At 48.1% G+C, this 17,835-nt stretch carries 17 protein-coding genes; 11 read left to right on the plus strand and 6 right to left on the minus strand.

Translation table 11 applies throughout. The annotated features are described in order from the left end of the window. Position 1 precedes the first annotated feature (1 nt). Positions 2–1,456: a hypothetical protein gene (locus tag GJB61_RS20415; RefSeq protein WP_154120871.1), complete on the minus strand. Its 1,455-nt coding sequence runs from the start codon at positions 1,454–1,456 to the stop codon at positions 2–4. A 40-nt stretch (positions 1,457–1,496) separates the two neighbouring features. After that, positions 1,497–2,684 carry an MFS transporter gene (locus tag GJB61_RS20420; protein WP_338115985.1) on the minus strand — a complete coding sequence of 396 codons (1,188 nt, stop codon included), beginning with the start codon at positions 2,682–2,684 and terminating at the stop codon, positions 1,497–1,499. Positions 2,685–2,843: 159 nt separating this feature from the next. Here GJB61_RS20420 and GJB61_RS20425 point away from each other — a divergent pair, with 159 nt between their 5' ends. From GJB61_RS20425 to GJB61_RS20460, 8 genes are all read left to right on the plus strand, one after another. Further along, the gene (locus GJB61_RS20425; protein WP_154120872.1) at positions 2,844–3,284 is read left to right on the plus strand and encodes a pyridoxamine 5'-phosphate oxidase family protein; all 441 of its coding nucleotides are present in this window, start codon (positions 2,844–2,846) and stop codon (positions 3,282–3,284) included. A gap of 128 nt (positions 3,285–3,412) precedes the next feature. Beyond that, the gene (locus tag GJB61_RS20430; RefSeq protein WP_154120873.1) at positions 3,413–4,450 is read left to right on the plus strand and encodes an EAL domain-containing protein; all 1,038 of its coding nucleotides are present in this window, start codon (positions 3,413–3,415) and stop codon (positions 4,448–4,450) included. Positions 4,451–4,545: 95 nt separating this feature from the next. Next, positions 4,546–5,220 (plus strand): response regulator transcription factor, encoded by a 675-nt coding sequence (locus GJB61_RS20435; protein WP_154120874.1) that lies wholly within the window; start codon positions 4,546–4,548, stop codon positions 5,218–5,220. Further along, positions 5,217–6,641: a sensor histidine kinase gene (locus GJB61_RS20440; protein ID WP_154120875.1), complete on the plus strand. Its 1,425-nt coding sequence runs from the start codon at positions 5,217–5,219 to the stop codon at positions 6,639–6,641. Before GJB61_RS20435 ends, GJB61_RS20440 begins: the two co-directional genes overlap by 4 nt. 79 nt (positions 6,642–6,720) lie before the next feature. Then, entirely contained in the window at positions 6,721–7,632 is a 912-nt protein-coding gene (locus GJB61_RS20445) for an ABC transporter ATP-binding protein (protein WP_154120956.1), read from the plus strand. Beyond that, positions 7,632–8,348 (plus strand): ABC transporter permease, encoded by a 717-nt coding sequence (locus tag GJB61_RS20450; protein WP_154120957.1) that lies wholly within the window; start codon positions 7,632–7,634, stop codon positions 8,346–8,348. Before GJB61_RS20445 ends, GJB61_RS20450 begins: the two co-directional genes overlap by 1 nt. A 2-nt stretch (positions 8,349–8,350) precedes the next feature. After that, positions 8,351–9,085 (plus strand): ABC transporter permease, encoded by a 735-nt coding sequence (locus GJB61_RS20455; protein ID WP_154120876.1) that lies wholly within the window; start codon positions 8,351–8,353, stop codon positions 9,083–9,085. 130 nt (positions 9,086–9,215) lie between these two features. Next, entirely contained in the window at positions 9,216–9,581 is a 366-nt protein-coding gene (locus GJB61_RS20460) for an ArsR/SmtB family transcription factor (protein WP_154120877.1), read from the plus strand. Positions 9,582–9,701: 120 nt separating this feature from the next. Here GJB61_RS20460 and GJB61_RS20465 read toward each other — a convergent pair whose 3' ends face one another. Then, complete coding sequence (locus tag GJB61_RS20465) at positions 9,702–10,679, minus strand: cation diffusion facilitator family transporter (protein ID WP_154120878.1); 978 nt, start codon at positions 10,677–10,679, stop codon at positions 9,702–9,704. Between the two features lie 350 nt (positions 10,680–11,029). Between GJB61_RS20465 and GJB61_RS20470 the strand changes: the two genes are divergently transcribed. Beyond that, the gene (locus GJB61_RS20470; RefSeq protein WP_154120958.1) at positions 11,030–13,261 is read left to right on the plus strand and encodes a heavy metal translocating P-type ATPase; all 2,232 of its coding nucleotides are present in this window, start codon (positions 11,030–11,032) and stop codon (positions 13,259–13,261) included. A 195-nt stretch (positions 13,262–13,456) separates the two neighbouring features. Next, positions 13,457–15,484: a methyl-accepting chemotaxis protein gene (locus GJB61_RS20475; protein ID WP_154120879.1), complete on the plus strand. Its 2,028-nt coding sequence runs from the start codon at positions 13,457–13,459 to the stop codon at positions 15,482–15,484. 97 nt (positions 15,485–15,581) lie between these two features. Here GJB61_RS20475 and GJB61_RS20480 read toward each other — a convergent pair whose 3' ends face one another. Next, positions 15,582–16,544, minus strand: coding sequence for an L-lactate dehydrogenase (locus GJB61_RS20480; RefSeq protein ID WP_154120880.1), 963 nt, complete (start codon positions 16,542–16,544; stop codon positions 15,582–15,584). A 180-nt stretch (positions 16,545–16,724) separates the two neighbouring features. On the opposite strand from GJB61_RS20480, the gene GJB61_RS32235 reads away from it, so the two are divergent. Further along, complete coding sequence (locus GJB61_RS32235; protein WP_267490833.1) at positions 16,725–16,814, plus strand: hypothetical protein; 90 nt, start codon at positions 16,725–16,727, stop codon at positions 16,812–16,814. Positions 16,815–16,877: 63 nt separating this feature from the next. On the opposite strand, the gene GJB61_RS20490 is transcribed toward GJB61_RS32235, so the two are convergent. Both GJB61_RS20490 and GJB61_RS20495 read right to left on the minus strand, forming a co-directional pair. Beyond that, complete coding sequence (locus tag GJB61_RS20490) at positions 16,878–17,384, minus strand: CcdC family protein (RefSeq protein WP_154120881.1); 507 nt, start codon at positions 17,382–17,384, stop codon at positions 16,878–16,880. A 184-nt stretch (positions 17,385–17,568) separates the two neighbouring features. Beyond that, positions 17,569–17,829, minus strand: a complete 261-nt coding sequence (locus GJB61_RS20495) for a GlsB/YeaQ/YmgE family stress response membrane protein (RefSeq protein WP_154120882.1) — start codon at positions 17,827–17,829, stop codon at positions 17,569–17,571. Positions 17,830–17,835: the final 6 nt, after the last annotated feature.

Here is a 17,835-nt window from a genome sequence, read left to right on the forward strand (position 1 = left end):
CTTACTCCTCATGGGTTAATCTTTTTCTGCGGCGGCTCTTGCTCCCGTTCCACAGCTCTCTAACCGTAAGGATAAGACTGACGAGAATACCGCTGCAGGTCAGGAAGAGGGCTAAATACTCAAAAGGGGAGTATTGCAGCATTTTGCTCCAGTCGATAGGGTTCTTCAAATCTTCAATAACCTGGTTCATACCGTAAATGCCACTGATTACCGTAAATACGGTTAGAATCATCAGCAGCATATCCCGACGTTTGGCCTGAAACTTATTCTGGTATTGAAACAGGTCATCCAGGGTTTGCTTCACTTCTCCGAACAAGGCATCATTCCCGTATACTTTACGCAGCTGGATGAAGATCTCTCGACCTTGGGATTGTGAAATGAGCTCCAAAAAATAATATTTGGCCGAAAACTTGGTGATTAAAAAGATTAAATCTTCAATCTCGTTATAATCGCGTGTGATACTAAGACGAGAGTGCAGATTAGCCAGCTTCAACAGAACGATTTTATGGAAAATACTGAGCAACAAACCATAATAATATTCCCCGTACATTTGATTGGCCAAGTGGGTAGCGATCTCGGGAGTGGCCCGGCTCAGACAGCAAAAGGTCTGTTCATTCGTTATGTAATAGGTATCCGGGCCCCAACGGTTATAGGAATGCTTGTTGATGTACTCTGTAATATAATCGGGATCACTGGCGCTAATGAACGGTTTGCCCTGCAGATCCAGCCCATCCAACTGGGAGGCACGATAGCGCAGCTCCACACTAAGTTCATCCTTATCCTCCTGGCGCTCAAAGCCGTAGAAGGCTTGCACTAGCATTCTTTCATCCACGAAAAAAGGCAACGTCTCAAAATAGGCTCCATTTAACTCGGAGGCGTCCAGAAACGGCTCCAACCCATCGACCAGATTTCGGAAGACAAAATCCTCTGTCTGCTTAAAGGTTCTTTCCCCGCAATGAATAGTTGTGCATTCATCTGTAATGGAGACATTCTCCAGCGTTCGGAAGCGGTCCGCGAATTCTAAAGCGGTGCTGAAAGGAATGTTATCCTCTTCAAGACGGACCCGGACGGTGATGAATCCAAGCTGGAACGGACAGATGAATACATCGGTCGAGAGTACCTGGAAATTCACAGCTTGCTGCGGCATTTCCAGTCTGCATTCCAGCGCATTTACCCGCGAGAAGCGGCGGAAGGAGTCCTTATCCTTTTCGCGCGGGAACAGAACGTGAGCGGCAAAAGGCAAGTAGCTTCGCTCCATTTTTTCATGCGAGACTTTGTAGCCATCTCCGTAATAAGCATCCTCCAGGTCCTTCTGATCCAGAAAAAAACGAGTGAAACCATCTTTCCCTAAACGATGAATCAGAGCCATAGCTTCGCCCTGCTTGATGGAGAAGGGGAAAATAAACTGCAGAAGTGCAGTATGTAATAAAGGTTCGGAGGAGAGCTCGTCCATCATTCGTTCCACCCTTGTATACAGAATTTAATTACATTCTATATTAACCTAATTTCCAAGCGGCAAAGCTAAGCAAAAATAGGAAAGCGGCAAAAACCGCCAGCATGCCTGCAGTCTGGGACACTTGCAGATGATCCATCGACCAGCCTGTTAGCAGAGGCAGAATAGCCCCGCCAATTCCGCCGGATGCAATCATGATACTAGGTGTCGTTTCTTCGGCGCCTGGCAGCAGCTTGCTGGAGAAGACAAGGGCAATGGAAAAAATGCCAGACATGAACAATCCCAGCAGAATGAGTATAGTGAACGCGGCGATGCGGTGCTCGGAGAAGGGGAAGAGAATAAATAGCAGCAGGGTAATAAAGCAACTGCCGAGAACGTATGCACGATAGGTGATTTTTTCGGCTATGACACCGGCAAACAGCCTTCCGATAGCCATGGCGAGCCAGAAGAAGGTTACAGTCAAGGCCGCAGCAGATTCACTTATCCCCAGTTTGGCGATAAAGATCGCCGGCATGAAATTGACCAGACTCATCTCAGTACCCACATAGAGAAAAAAGAAAATGATGAACATGCCGAGCAGCACCCACTGTTTTCCTTTATACGGGAGCTTGTTGCCTACCTGGGAAGACTGCTTGGACGCTTTAGTTGGGCGGGTGCGAGGAGCTCGGTCGTCCAGTACGCTTTGCAGCTTCCCAAAGCTTGCGCGGCTTCCCCAGAAGAAAAGGGATATTAACGAGAATGCCGCAACGATCAGAAAGGAGAGCCTCCACCATCCAGCAGCAATGAGCGGACTCGCGATCAGAGGCATAATCAGTGCGCCTACACCGAACAGAACTTCAAGCCTGCTCATGGCTATGGCGGTTCCTTCAGTAATGGCGGCGATAATAATGGTGCCGATGACGGCTTCGATCATGCCGAACCCGAAGCCCGCGGCAACGGCGATGACGTACATCCAGCCCCACGGCGGAAGAAAGGCATAGGAAATTTGGGAAACCAGCAACAGCCCGGTAGCAATGAGAATGCCTCCGCGTTTGCCAAAGCGGCGGTTCAGAAAAGGTGAGACCAGTACGCCAGCCAGAAAGCCGGAGAATTGGCTGAAGATGAGTTGGCCGCCAGCACTGTAATTTTGATCATAATGCTCCAGAAGAACGGGAAGAATAGAGCCGAGCACCACATGTGCGAGCCCGATAACAAAGTAAGAAAGACAGCTGATCCAGAGCAGTTTTTTCACGGATGAATCTCCTTGCAAGTTGGATTGATGTAACAATGACGGGATTCAATAGGGTTCCGGTGGGCACACTATGATAAGCACCATATTTATGATAAACCCAAACTGAAGGCGTGAATATATAAACATATATTCACATAGTAGAAGGGAGCTATCTCGTCAATGGATAACAGAGAGCTGGAGCAGACAATCATCAAGGTACTTGGTGACAATAAATTCGGTTCCTTCGGCACAATTGAAGCCGGTAATAAACCAAAGGTGCGTTATATGGCGGTGTTTCATGACGGACTGAATATTTATTTGGCTACCAGCCGCAAGACGCATAAGGTAGAAGAACTGCAGGATAATCCCCATGCTTTTTTGCTGCTTGGATATGAAGCAGGGGGCGGCAAGGATGTGCTGGAAATTGAGGCTACCGTTGCTGTAACGATGAATGAAGGTCTGCGCTCGAAGGTATGGAGTAAAGAGCTGGAGCAATGGTTCACAGGGCCGGATGATCCTGATTATGTGATCCTTGAGCTTACGCCAACCCGAATGGAATATGCCGGTAAAGATAAACAGCATGGGGTCTGGGAAGCGACTGCTGGAGCTATCGGCAAGTAACGTATTAATGGCTGTCCCTAAATAAAAGCTATCCGAAACCCTGCGAGGTGTCCGGATGGCTTTTTCTTCTATCTACTTGTGCTATAATGATCCCACCATTTTCTGAACCATTGAGCTGGGGGGATCTTATGAGCTGTACGGATTGCTTGGCTATTGAACCTGTGGAAGACCAAGGTGAATTAAGGATACGACCCTATTCCATCCCTCTTGCTGCTGCTATAAAAGCTGCGGGATACGAAATAGCGGGTGTTAAGAATATAGGAATTATTCCTTATACATCCTTGGAGAAGCTTATGCGCTTGTTGAAATTGCTAGGTGAATTGCAGCAACTGTTAACGGTGTCCTTGGCTCTTTACATTACGGGTAAAAAGGGTGTCGGTCTTCACGAGCGCTGGTTATCTTTGGAACAGCTTGAGGTTAGATTCTCCCATGATAATTTGATAAATATTATTTCCAATCATGATTTCTGCAGCTATTTACAGCCCATTGTAAACGTTACCGAAAAGATCGTAGGTTTCGAGTTTCTGCTGCGGCCGCTGCAGAACGGAAGTTATTTTCAGCCCTATGAGCTGTTTGAGATAGCCCGTCAGACGGGATTTCATAGTTTCCTAGACCGGGCCGCGCGTGTTTCAGCTATTGAGTGCAGCGCGAAGCTTTTACCGAAGGGGATTAAACGATTTATTAATTTTTTGCCCTCATCGATTTATAATCCGCAATATTGTCTTACCCATACTTTTGCGGCGATAGACAGGCTGAACCAAGATCCAAAGGATTTCGTGTTTGAGGTTGTGGAAACGGAAAATATAGCGGATATTGCTCACCTGCACACGATTTTTGCAGAGTACCGGCGTCAGGGAATGCATGTTGCGCTTGATGATGTAGGGACTGGTTATTCGACGGTAGAGTTAATGTGCAGTTTGAAGCCGGATTATGTGAAGATTGACCGTGAATTAATCAGTAACTGCGATGAAGACGCAGTGAAGCAAAGTGCGATCCTGAATATTATGGACCGGGCGGCTGAATTTGGTGCCAAAGTGCTGGCTGAAGGCATCGAGCGACGGGAGGAATTTCTTTTTTGCCGCGATATAGGTATGGATTTGGCTCAAGGCTACCTCTTTGGGAAGCCGGAAGAATTGCCACCGGCCCATTTTATTTACAGTGTTTGATAAAATATGAAGACAATCGCATCCCCAGTACCAGCTTGCTATCGCGGCTTTCGGGGGTTTTTGCTTTATACATAGTGGGAAAGGATTGAAGTCAAATGAGTGTTACTCTGCTGTATATTGAGGATGACCGAGAGATCGGCCATGTTGTATCCAGTGATCTGCGTGAACGTGAGTATGGGGTTCGGTGGCTGCAAAGCGGGGAAGGAGCTTTAGAGGCGGCAGCCGACAGCCAATTGGTTATTCTCGATGTTATGCTGCCTGGACTGGATGGATTCACCGTTGGACAGCGGCTGAAGCGAGCCTATCCCCAGCTTCCAATCCTGATGCTCTCTGCCCGGAGCTCTATTGATGACAAGCTGCAGGGATTGGAATTCGCCGATGATTATTTGACGAAGCCCTTTCATCCGGATGAACTGGCTGCCCGCATCGAGGTGCTGCTAAGACGGGCAGGCACAGCCGTTTCTGAGCCGCTGGCTCTGAAGCATCTTATTGTATACGAGAGTGATAACCGGGTTGTCCAGGCTGATACGGGCCACGAAATTAGGCTTACAGGCAAGCAGCACCAGATCTTCTCCTATTTACTGCGCCATCTCGGTCAGATTATGACTAAGGAGCAGATTTACGAAGCGGTCTGGGGTGAAGCCTATATGGAAGGGGATAAGACACTGATGGTCCATATTCGTTATTTACGCGAAAAGCTGGAGCTTGACCCCGCGGTACCGCAGATTATTGAAACTGTGCGTGGAATCGGGTACCGGGTAAGAGCATGAGGGGGGCAGAACGTTTTTCTAAGCTGCGTAGTTCTCTTCTATCACGTTATTTGCTGATTATTATAGCTGCGTTGCTATTCCTTCCGGTGGTATTGCCCTTAACCACTATTGTTTATGATTTGTTCAACCGAGTGGATGCAGAGGAGCAGCCTAAGGATGCCGCACTCTATTCCAATATTAAGGAGCTGGAGAAGTTATGGCATAATGAAGCGCTGCTGCTGCAAGGTGCACCGCCAGAGGTTATCAATCAACGGCTGCATGAACTGAGCGGCAAATATAGCAGGGCTACCGTGTTCTGGGTAGATGGTCAAGGGATGACTCGGCTAACGCTTGGGCCAGCTCAGTCCGTTCAGGAAGTACAGGGAGTTGGAGGCCCCTTACCTGTTCACTGGACGGCGGCTGAGGCGATTGCCTTTATGAAACAGAGCATGAAGCGTGAACCCTTGACCATCGTTGCTTTTGTGGGTGACAAAGCTGAGGCCGGGGAAGGTTTCATGGTCATGCAGATACCCGAGGCTGTATTGAACGTTGTCTTAGGGAAGAGTATCAGCATATGGTATGGCCTAGTATTATTGGTGCTTTTTATAGCCTTCGCAGTGGTCTCCTGGTTATTCTTCATTGGCATACGCAAACGCCTGCTGCGTCTTCAAACCGCGATGACCATCATCGGTCCGGACGGAATGCCAGGGGCGATTGCTTCGGGGAAGCCGGATGAAATCGGCCGCTTGGAGGAGGCCTTTAATACGATGGTGGCAGAGCTTGCCAGCAGCCGAAGAAGAGAGTCGGAGGAGGAGGGCTTGCGCAAGCGGCTTGTATCCGATTTGTCCCATGATCTCCGTACACCGCTGACCATTATCCGCAGCCATTTGCATGTGCTGACCAAGGAGAAGATAACGCCTCAGGGACAAGCATCCCTGAAGCTGATGGATGAGCGTATTGCCGATCTTGGTGTACTGATTGAGAATCTGCTCTCTTATAACTTGCTGAACAGTGGTCGGGTAATCCTGAATCGCGAGCGCAAGGATGTCTTCAGGTTGCTGCGGGAAAGTGCCGCAGCTTGGTATCCTCTATGGGAGAAGGAAGGCTTTGAGGTCGATATTGACCTCTCGGACAAACCTTTGTATTGGAACGTCGATGAGATCTGGTTCCGGCGTATTCTTGATAATCTGTATCAGAATATTGTACGGCATGCACGTAGTGGTTGTTATGTGGGGATCTCCACCGAAGTTCGGGCAGGGTTACGTGTCATTCTGATCGCCGATCATGGCCAGGGTCTGGAGAGCGATTCGACATCCAAGGGGGCAGGATTGGGACTTACTATCGTGGATTTGCTGCTTAAAGCTATGGAGCTGGACTGGACAATGGACAGTACGCAACAAGGCACCTCGATAGTGATCTTTAATCAGCAGCAGGAAATTTAAACAAAACTTAAACTTCGTGCAACTTTGGTTTTAACCTTGGAGCGTTATGCTGAATACCGAGGTGAAGAACATGAAGGACATGAAGAATACTGTTATAGAAACCAAGGATTTGTGGAAGAAATACCGTGGCCGGGCTGCGGTGGAGAATTTGAATCTGAATATCAGCAAAGGAGAAATCTATGGCTTTCTGGGGCCGAATGGAGCGGGGAAGACCACAACAATCCGTATGCTGCTCGGACTAATAACTCCCACATCGGGCAGCATTGAAATATTCGGCCAGGATTTGCGCAAGAATAAGCTGCAGATCTTGCGTAAGATAGGGTCGTTGGTCGAGTCGCCGTCCTATTACGGACATCTGAGCGCTGTAGACAATCTTGAGGTTATTCGCCGTATCCTTGATGTTTCCAAGTCAAGAATTCCCGAGGTGCTGGATATTGTCTCTTTAACAGGTGAAGAGAAGCGACCGGTAAAAGGCTTCTCACTGGGTATGAAGCAGCGGCTAGGCATTGCCGCTGCGCTACTAGGCAGTCCGGAGCTACTTATTCTCGACGAGCCGACCAACGGCCTTGACCCTTCAGGCATTCAGGAAATTCGCAGCTTGATTAAGCGGCTGCCGCTGGAGCAGGGAATTACTGTTCTTGTATCCAGTCACCTGCTAAGCGAGATTGAACAAATGGCGGATACCGTAGGTATTATCCGGCAAGGGCAACTGATCTATCAGGACACGATCACTAATCTACAGCAGCAGGCAGCAGGAGAAATGCGGCTGCATGTATCTGATCCCATAGTGGCTTTGAATTTGGCCGGACATTGTGGCTATGATGGAGCACTTCGGGAAGACAAGCTGATCTTCTCCCGCATGAACGATGCCAGAGTAGCACTGCTGGTGAAGGAATTGGTCGAGAATGGCCACTCTGTTTACCGAGTGGAGGAGCATAGACAATCGCTTGAGGACTTCTTCCTGCAGGTTATTGGGGGAGGGGAAGCATGATGGTCTGGCGGGCACTGTCAGCGGACTGGCTAAAGATTCGCGGTAGGGGACTGTGGTTTCTGGTGTTTCTTGGTCCTCTCGGATTAGTCGCTATGCAGGGACTGAACTTCGGACTTCGTTATGATTATCTGACCAAGCAGTATAGTGCTGATTTATGGGGGGGGCTGCTGAGTAATCTGTCTGACTTTGTGCCAGTAGCTCTCTATTTGGGCGGTACGCTAGTCTGCTCACTGATAGCAAATATCGAGCATCAGACGAGCTCCTGGAAGCAGCTTCTGGCTCTGCCCATCTCCCGCACATCCGTATTTATGGCTAAGCTGCTGCTCTGTCTGCTACTTGTAGCTTTCTCTTGTCTGCTGCTCTCCGCAGGCGCAGTTGGTCTTGGATTGGCCTTGGGCTTTAAGCGCGAGCTTATTCCGTACGCGGATGTGTTTCGGATCGGTTTGTTGTCTTATCTGGCAGCACTCCCGGTGATTGTCTTGCAGCTATGGCTTTCTTTGTCCTTCCGCAATCAGACATTTCCGGTTGCGCTGGGGCTGACGCTGTCGCTCACCTCATTGTTTGCCATGTTCCTCGCGGAATGGATTCCCTTGTCTTGGCCATATCTGGTGTGGGGAACTCCGCATCATGTACTGTACAGCAGTGGGGGCTTACTGCTTGGTCTGTTGGTGCTGTTGCCGGGTATTGTACACTTCGCACGAAAGGATGTGGAATGAGTATGGGTTCCTTTTGGCGAATATGCGCCTCTGAACGGTTGAAGATGTCCAAGTCGTACATTTGGCTGCTTGTGATTTTAAGTCCGGCAATTGCCATACTGCCTGGTGCGCTATCCATCCGGGATGGAGAAGAGGTCACTTGGGGGCTGCTGCTCTCTGTGATGTCTGTGGTTCACGGCCTGCTGTTTCTGCCGGTGCTCTCAGGTATTTTCGCAGCGCTGATCTGTCGGTATGAGCATCAGGATGGAGGCTGGAAGCTGCTGCTTTCCCTTCCTGTAACAAGGATGAAAGTATATCTATCCAAATATGTTATGATCATCGCTTTGCTAGGTGTGGTACAGCTGCTGTTCCTTGTGTGCTTACTCGGAATGGGTTGGATTCGCGACGCCGCTGCTCCGGTGCCCTGGTCCATCCTGCTGTTCAGCGTATTTGGCGGCTGGATTGCCTGTCTGCCTCTGGCTGCTCTGCAGCTGGCAGTTTCTCAAGGCTGGAGCAGCTTTGGCGCGCCGCTGGCACTGAATGTGAGCTTGACCATACCCAATATACTAATCGCGAATTCCGCAACATACGGGCCTTATTATCCTTGGGTACAGCCCTCGTTGGCCATGACACCCAATGGGCAAGACGGATTTGGTGCTTTCAATTTACCTCTAGACAGCTTAATGATCGTGGTACTCGGCAGTCTGATTGTATTTTTGGTGGCAGGTCTATTTTTCTTTTGGCGCAAGGCGGTGTAAGCTGCAGTGGTCTATGTTTAAGTGAGAATCCCTCTCCATGGACATTCGGAGCAGTTCTTTCTATAATTAAAAGAACATGATGTTAATGGCAACCGGTTGAGCCGGATTAGCTTATAGGGGAGGGCGAAGCATGGAGCCAGCAGCACTAGAAGAATGTGACGATACATGCAAGGGTTCGGAGCTGGAACCGGAATCTATGGCGTTGATCCTGCCTGAACGGGAGACAACGGATAAAATGGCCGAGATGTTCAAAGCGTTGGGTGATCCGACAAGAGTACGGCTCATCTACGCCCTATCCCAACGAGAGCTATGTGTACACGATTTGTCTACGATCCTGGATATGGGGCAATCGGCAGTATCCCATCAGCTCCGCTATCTGCGGAATCTGCGGATTGTGAAGCGCCGCAAAGAAGGAAAGACCGTGTATTACTCGTTAAATGATGCGCATGTAGAGCAGATCTTTTTGCAGACGCATGAACATATCCGCCACGAGTAGCTTAGCTGAATATAGCAGGAAAAAAGAGCGCCCAATGTGGCGCTCTTTTTTTTAAAAAGATAAGAATTTATAGGTTTCAGATGAAACTTATCCTTATATTTCTCGAAGGAAGCGGTTGATTTAGACTTTTAGATCACCATGCTGTAATTGGGAATTTTCAACTTGTATTGTGGAATGCTGAATATTGAACTTCTCCTCCATAAGCGCGACGGCCTGCTGCAGGATGGTCTGAGGGTCCATGTCGTCTTTGATAAGCAGGTGGCAGCTGAGAGAATCGAGTCCTGAAGTGATGGTCCAGATATGCAAATCATGAACATTGATCACGCCATCAATATGCATTAATGTATTTTTGACTTGATCGGTATTAACAGCACTAGGAGTTCCCTCCATCAGGATGTGAAAGGCCTGTTTAATGACTCCCCAAGCTCCCTTCAGGATAAGAAGAGCGACCAAGACACTAATGATCGGATCCGCAGCATACCAAGAGAATAGACTCATGATCAGTCCGGCAATAATAGCTCCAACCGAGCCTAAGGCATCACTCAGAATATGCAGGTAGGCGCTGCGTATATTGAGGTTCTCTTTTACATCACTTTTCCGCATTAACATCCAGGCGCTGATCAGGTTGGCAAGCAGTCCAACAGAAGCGATGATCATCATGGAGCCACTGTTTACTGTAGGCGGTGCAAAGAAACGATGATAAGCCTCCCACATAATAAATCCGGCAATAACAAACAAAGTGACACCGTTAAATAATGCAGCCATAACCTCGAATCTATAAAATCCGTAGGAATTCTTCAGGGAAGGCGGCTTCACCGCGAATATCATGGCGACCAGACTGAGCGCAAGCGAAGCGGTATCACTGAGCATATGACCAGAATCAGAGAGTAGGGCCAAACTATTGGTAAACAGGCCTCCGAAAAATTCGAGGAACATAATGCCCCCGGTGATAAGCAAGGCGATAAGTAAACCCTTTTTATTGTTGGGCGCATGGGAATGTCCGGAATGGCTATGTCCATGATGATCGTGATCTTTATGCAAGTGTGGCTGTGAATGGTTCGTTTGATTATGGCTATCTGTGTGCTGATGATTGCTCATAAGATGTACCCCTTTTCTTATATATGAATAAGTGCTCATATGTTAATATTAACAAGTGTGAATTGAAATATCAAGTCACTTACGAAAGAATCTGTAGCTGAATAATCGCTTACAGGTATATTGTTGTATGAAATACAGTATTCCATGCGGGCAAAGGGACCGCAGTAACTAAAAGTTGGATTTGACTTTGAAGGACGGCGAAACCCATGCATCTTGTTTCAGAAAAAAGTGGCAGTTACTCCTAACAATACATTGACACTCCGAAACCTAAGGGAATATAATATGGTTAAAGATAACATATGAATAAGTGCTCATATATAGATTAGCCGGAGGAGCTGAGTCATTTGAATATGATCCAAGGCAGTGTGAAACGTCAGTGGACACTAGAAGGACTGCATTGTGCCAACTGTGCCATGAAGATTGAAGACAAAGTGAAAAAGATTGAAGGTGTGTCAGCTTGTTCTGTTAATTTCGCCATGAAGACGTTAACGATGGAGACAGAAGAAGCGTATATGGAATCAGCCTTGTTGGAGGCAGAGAGAGCGGTCAAGGCACTGGAACCTAATGTGAAGCTGCAGGAAATTATAGCTAAGGGTAAGCAGAAGCCATCTCCTAACAGCAGTCATACACACGCGGAGGGACATGAGCATGGACAACCTGAGGCTGATGAGCACAGTCATACTCATGAGCAGGCAGATGCTGATGGACACGGTCACAGTCATGAGCATGGGGAAGGGAACACCCGCCGCATCCTGCTGCGTCTGGGGGGCGGAGGTATTCTGGCTGCTGCCGGAATGCTATTGCAGCTTAGCGGATTACTAGAACTGCTGATCTTCCTGGCCGCTTATCTTATCGTGGGTGGCGAAGTAGTCTGGCGGGCCGCTCGGAATATCGTTCGGGGTCAGGTGTTCGATGAGAATTTCCTGATGGCGGTAGCGACAATCGGTGCCTTTGCGATTGGAGAATATCCTGAAGGTGTTGCCGTAATGCTCTTTTACCAGATCGGAGAGCTGTTCCAGGGACTGGCAGTTAATAAATCACGCAGATCAATCACGGCGCTGATGGATATCCGCCCTGAATTTGCCTTTCTTAAGATCGGGGAAGAATTGAAGAAGGTCTCACCGGAGGACGTAAGCATTGGAGACATTATCGTGGTAAAGCCTGGTGAGAAGGTGCCGCTTGACGGAACTATTCTACAGGGTAGTGCCATGATGGATACTTCGGCGCTTACCGGTGAATCTGTGCCGCGTTCGGCGGGACCGGGCAGTGCAGTGTTAAGCGGGTTCATCAACCGCAACGGTGTGATCACCATTGAAGTCACGCAAACTTTTGGTGAATCGGCAGTCTCCAAAATACTGGAGCTGGTACAGAACGCCTCCAGCAATAAAGCGAAGACGGAGAATTTCATTACCAAGTTCGCACGGGGCTACACGCCTGTGGTTGTCATCACAGCTTTGCTGCTGGCTACTCTTCCGCCACTATTTATAAGTGGTGCTACGTTCACAGATTGGATTTACCGTGCACTGGTGTTCCTCGTGATTTCCTGCCCTTGTGCGCTGGTAGTTTCGATCCCGCTTGGGTTCTTCGGAGGCATCGGTGCCGCTTCCAAGAGCGGCATTCTTATCAAAGGTAGCAACTTCCTGGAGGCATTGAACGATGTCAAGGTTGTAGTCTTCGATAAGACGGGGACGCTGACTAAAGGTCAGTTTAATGTAACGGGTATTTATCCAGCAGAAGGTAAGTCAGAGAGCGAACTGCTGCGGGTTGCCGCCTATGCGGAGAGCCATTCCAATCATCCGATTGCCGAGTCGATTCGTGCAGCTTACGGTGAGAGTATTGCTAAGGAAGGAATTTTGGACTATAACGAAATTTCTGGTCATGGGATTGCGGTTACGGTGGATGGTAAAGCTGTGCTGGCAGGGAATGCGCGGCTGATGGAACGGGAGGGTATCTCCTACAAAGTGCCGGGGCAGAGTGGAACGGTGGTTCATATAGCTATTGATAAGCAGTACGGAGGTTATCTGGTGATCGCCGATGAGGTGAAGGACGATTCACTCCGAGCCATTCAGGCACTTAAAGCGCTGGGTATTCGCAGAACGGTCATGCTGACAGGCGACGCGGCATCGGTGGCGGAAGCGGTAGGGAAACAGCTGGGGGTAGATGAAGTTCATGCAGAGCTTCTGCCACAGCATAAAGTGGAGGCCATCGAAAGACTGGAAGGCCAGAAATCAGCTAAGGAAAAGATCGTTTTTGTAGGAGACGGCATCAATGATACCCCTGTACTGGCGAGAGCTGACATCGGGATTGCCATGGGTGGACTGGGCTCAGATGCTGCTATCGAGGCAGCGGATATTGTAATTATGACCGATGAGCCGTCTAAGATAGCTGTTGCGATTGGGATTGCCAAGCGTACACGCGCTATCGTCTGGCAGAATATTATTTTTGCACTAGGAGTTAAAGTCGTCTTTCTAGTTCTGGGCGCGTTTGGAATTGCCACCATGTGGGAGGCCGTTTTCTCGGATGTAGGTGTAACCATACTTGCGGTGCTTAATAGCGTTCGGGCTTTAAAGGTGCTGAAATAAGCCTAAATAAAGGCTATTCCTCCTTATCATCAATATGCACTTTCTGTCGATATAAGTCTTTGGAATCCCAGTTATTGGGTCTAAAGGCTTATTTTTTGTTTATAAAGCAAAAGAATTTGTCTATTTCTGCCGATATATGATTATATATTTACAGCATATGTAAATGAAAACCATTTATGGTGGGGGGATTAAGGAATGAGTGGAAACGTTTGGGGAAAAATGAAAATGAATGTAAGGAAAAGAAAGGCGGCATCCATTCGAACAAAATGGTCACTTGTAATTCTTGCTATTGCCATTGTTCCCTTGCTCGCGGCTACGTTATTTCTATTGAATTATTTCGGAGGTGTTACACGAGATGATACGGAGCAATTGACGCAGAAGATCCTGGAGATGAACACCACGCGAATTGATGAATGGCTGCAGTCGAAGACCTCCGCGGTAGAGGAGCTTGTTGCTCAGCATAAGGAATTCGATACGGATAAGCTGGAGAGTATCTTTCCCATAATTAAAGTGCTAGATGACAGTGATACCCAATCTGAAGGCTACAGTGTTATCAATAGGAGCGGCCTTTTAAGCAATATGATTAAGATGACTGCTGATAGCAGTAAAGCTGATTATTTTCTAAAAGCCAAAGAAACGCATAAACCTGTAGTTGCAGGGATGACGTATCTGGAGCCACTCAAAAAATACATAATCCCGATCATCGTTCCGATGGTTGACAAGGACGATCAATTTGCCGGAGGTATTGCTTTTTCAGTAACTCCCGACATTCTAACAGACATGAGCAAGACCATCCATATAGCTGAAACCGGATATGGATATGTGATCTCAGGCGCGGGTGAATATTATACATCAACCGAACCGAAACGGATTGGCAAAAAGCTTGCAGATTATGCCAAGGAAGCTAGCATGAAGCAGGCTGTCACAAACATTCTGAGCCAGGAAAGCGGCTCCCAAACTTACAAGGGTGAGGATGGACAGGAAGTTATAACCTACTTTAAGACAATTACGGGGACAGACTGGAAGCTGCTTATAACAGTGCCAAAGAGCGAAATTACGGCTAAGGTTACTTCGGCTCAAAGATTAGTCATACTCTTTCTACTGGGCATTATCGTGCTAGTCGTCCTTATCTCCCTATCCCTTACCCATCGTATTGTTAAGCCGATTGTGGCTATCTCAAACGTTATGAAAAAGGTAACAGAGGGCAGATTAAGCGAGCGGGTAAGGGTTCGTTCTGAGGATGAGATTGGCCAGATGAGCCAGGATATCAATAATATGATAGAGTCTTTATCCGCTATTGTCAGCAAGATTGATACAACCGTTGTGCAGGTCGCGGCTTCGTCGGAAGGGCTGCTGGAATCGGCGCAATTATCTTCTAGCACCTCAGCAGAGATTGCTACAGTTATTCAAGAGGTGGCACAGGGGATGGTGGATCAGTTTAAAGGTTCTGAGCAATCCGCCAGAGCGACGGAAGAGTTGGCCATTGGCCTGCAGAGAATTGCGGAATCATCGGTGGCTGTGTCTGATCAGGCGGAGACAGTCAACTCCGAGGTACAGGCCGGTTACCTCGAGATTCAATCTACGCTGCAACAAATGACGATTATCATCACTACGGCTAACCAAACAGCGGAATTAATCGGGGCGTTAACGGAGCAATCTGTACAGATTGGGCAAATTGTAGATGTCATTTCGGAGATTGCTAACCAGACGGGACTGCTGTCCTTAAATGCTTCGATTGAAGCCGCTCGAGCGGGCGAGCATGGTCGGGGCTTTGGGGTAGTGGCGAACGAAGTGAAGAAGTTGGCTGAGCGGACGAATATCTCTGTAGTCAATATTGTGGAGCTGATCGCAAGAATTCAATCCTCGACCACTAGCGCAGGCCAGTCCATGAAGAAAAGCATTGTTGAAATTGACGCGGGCATGAACAAAATGAAAAATGTGGGTACTGCTTTCGAACATATCCGTTCTTCTATCCATGAGGTTTCTTTACAGATTCAAGAAGTGTCGGCTATCAACGAGGAAATGTCCGCAGGGACAGAAGAAATAACAGCTTCTGTTACCGATATGTTGACTATCGCCAAGGATTCGGCTGAAAATGCCCAAGCGGTAGCCTACGCTTCCACGGAGCAGACAGAAATCATGAAGAACATTGTATCCTCGGCAGATTCATTGAATCATATGATGTCTGAGCTAAAGGATGAGATTGAGAAGTTCAGAGAATAAATTGTGAAACAAATACCTTATTATATCTCAAAAAAGCCACCGGCTCTGCACATCAACGTGCAGAATCGGTGGCTTTTGCTGTTGTTAAGGAGTTATATTATACTCGATCCTCCAGGTGTAGGCTCTCGATTCCAGTACGGATGATCCCGCAGGAAGCATTGAATTTCTCGAATTCTTCACTGCTTAAATTCAGTTCCAGCAGTTCCTTGATTCCGTCACGTCCAATAATAGCGGGAACACCTGCACATACCTCACTTAGCCCATACTCGCCATCGAGAATGGCTGAGACAGCAATGATCTTATGTTCGTCATTCAGAATAGAACGGGTGATATAGGCTAGAGCACTGCCGATGCCAAAATGCGTGGAACCCTTGCGTGTAAAGATCTCCCACCCGGCATCCTTCGTCTTGCGGGCAATATCCTCCAGATCCAGCTGGCTGAAGCGTTCACGGTGCTGCTCCATAATCTGCAGAATTGGTTTACCACCGATAGTTACATGAGACCAGGCCACAAATTGCGATTCGCCGTGCTCTCCGAGCGCGTAGCCGTTAACGCTGCGGGGATCAATGGAGAACACATCAGACAGCAATGTCTTTAGACGCGAGGAGTCGATAGAGGTACCTGTGCCGATAATTCGGTGACGGGGCAGACCGGATATTTTCCATACCATATAGGTGACAATATCGACCGGGTTAGCGGCGATCACGAAGATCCCGTCAAAGCCGCCAGCCATTATGTTGGTTACAATTTCTTTGGTAATCACGGCAGCGTCATCCAGAACATCAAGCCGTGTCTGTCCTGGCTTGGGATTTGCTCCTGCGGTCAGGATCACAACATCCATGCCGGCGCAATCATTAGAGGTGCCAGCATATACTTTTGTCCGTGTGCCTGTGAAATCCATGCAGTGCGAGAGGTCAAGCGCTTGTGCCATGGCCCGGTCATAGGTGCGGTCAATCATCATGATCTCATCGCAAATAGCCTGATTAACCATGGAATAGGCACAGCTGGAACCGACCATGCCGGAGCCGACTATCGCCACTTTTCTTGATTTACTTTTCAATTGCCTTGTCCCCACTCTCTAAAAGTTATACAAAACCTCACGCAACATGTCCTTACTGTTCTCAGCAAAGCCTGTTTTGGGAGCCTGACGTTAAGTATGCTTATATTCTAACGTATCCGGTCGTAAGTTACCTGACATCGCTTCGAAAAATTGTAACCCTAAAGAATGGATGAGGATTAGCTGGCTGTTCCGAGTGCCGGTAAGGTACTGGTGAAGACATTGTATGTAGCAGTAGATCCATATATGCGCGGGAGAATGAATACGGAATAGCCGGTGGCTGCATGAAAGAGCCACCGGCTAGGAGGTGTGGATCAACTCGTTAACAGAGAATACTTATGCCCGTGGCTCAGAAAGACGAGTCTCCGGCGGGGCGAGCACGTTGTAACGTCTATACATGAACAGTCTCCAGTGGACAATCATGCCGAAGGCCAGAATGAAGAAGAGTCCTCCGGACTGCGGAACGGAAACATACTGATTGATAAGTTCATGTAGCAGCGTACGGACCAGAAGCAGTCCGAGCAGAATAAAGGCGAAGCTCTTGGAGCGCTGAGCGAAGATCTGCCCGTCTCGTTGCTCAAAGATAGTACTGCGGATCAGTGGATACGCAAAGATGAACCAGCCGGTCAAGAAGGCGATTGCCGCCCACCATAGGGGAAACCTTACTTCAGGTACGACGAACATGGCAAAGCCAGTCGACATGCCGAGTGGAGGAATCCATATTTTACGGATGGTAACCGGACGGGAGCTTGCTTTCAGACGAATAACAATAACCATCAGCGCCATGAACACGGCCCCCAGAGTGGAGCCGATATGTAGAAGCGAGGGGTTTATATTGCCCATGATTCACAACCTCTCTGTGATTTGAGTCACTAGTTTCATTATTATAACAGAAATACGATGGCAAAACATTGAACGGGTAGCGTATAGCTCTGGAATGGTAATCACATATAAGAAGCCCACCAGAGCATACTCTGGTGGGCTTCTTTACAATTATTTTTTACAAACTATTATAGTATAATCAGGTTTATGAACGGCTGCGTCCGCCAACAGAACGGAGAATTAGGCTGATAATAAAGATCAGCACGATAGCTCCGACCAAAGATGGGAAGACGTAGAAATCACTTACTTTAGGTCCCCAGCTTCCCAGCAGCATTCCGCCAAGCCATGAACCCAGAATACCGGCAATAATATTACCGATAACACCTCCTGGAATATCTCTGCCCATGATCAGACCCGCCAACCAGCCAATGACTCCACCAACAATCAACATCCATAAAAAACCCATGTTACT

The organism is Paenibacillus monticola, from assembly GCF_009664975.1.
GTDB lineage: Bacteria > Bacillota > Bacilli > Paenibacillales > Paenibacillaceae > Paenibacillus_AQ > Paenibacillus_AQ monticola.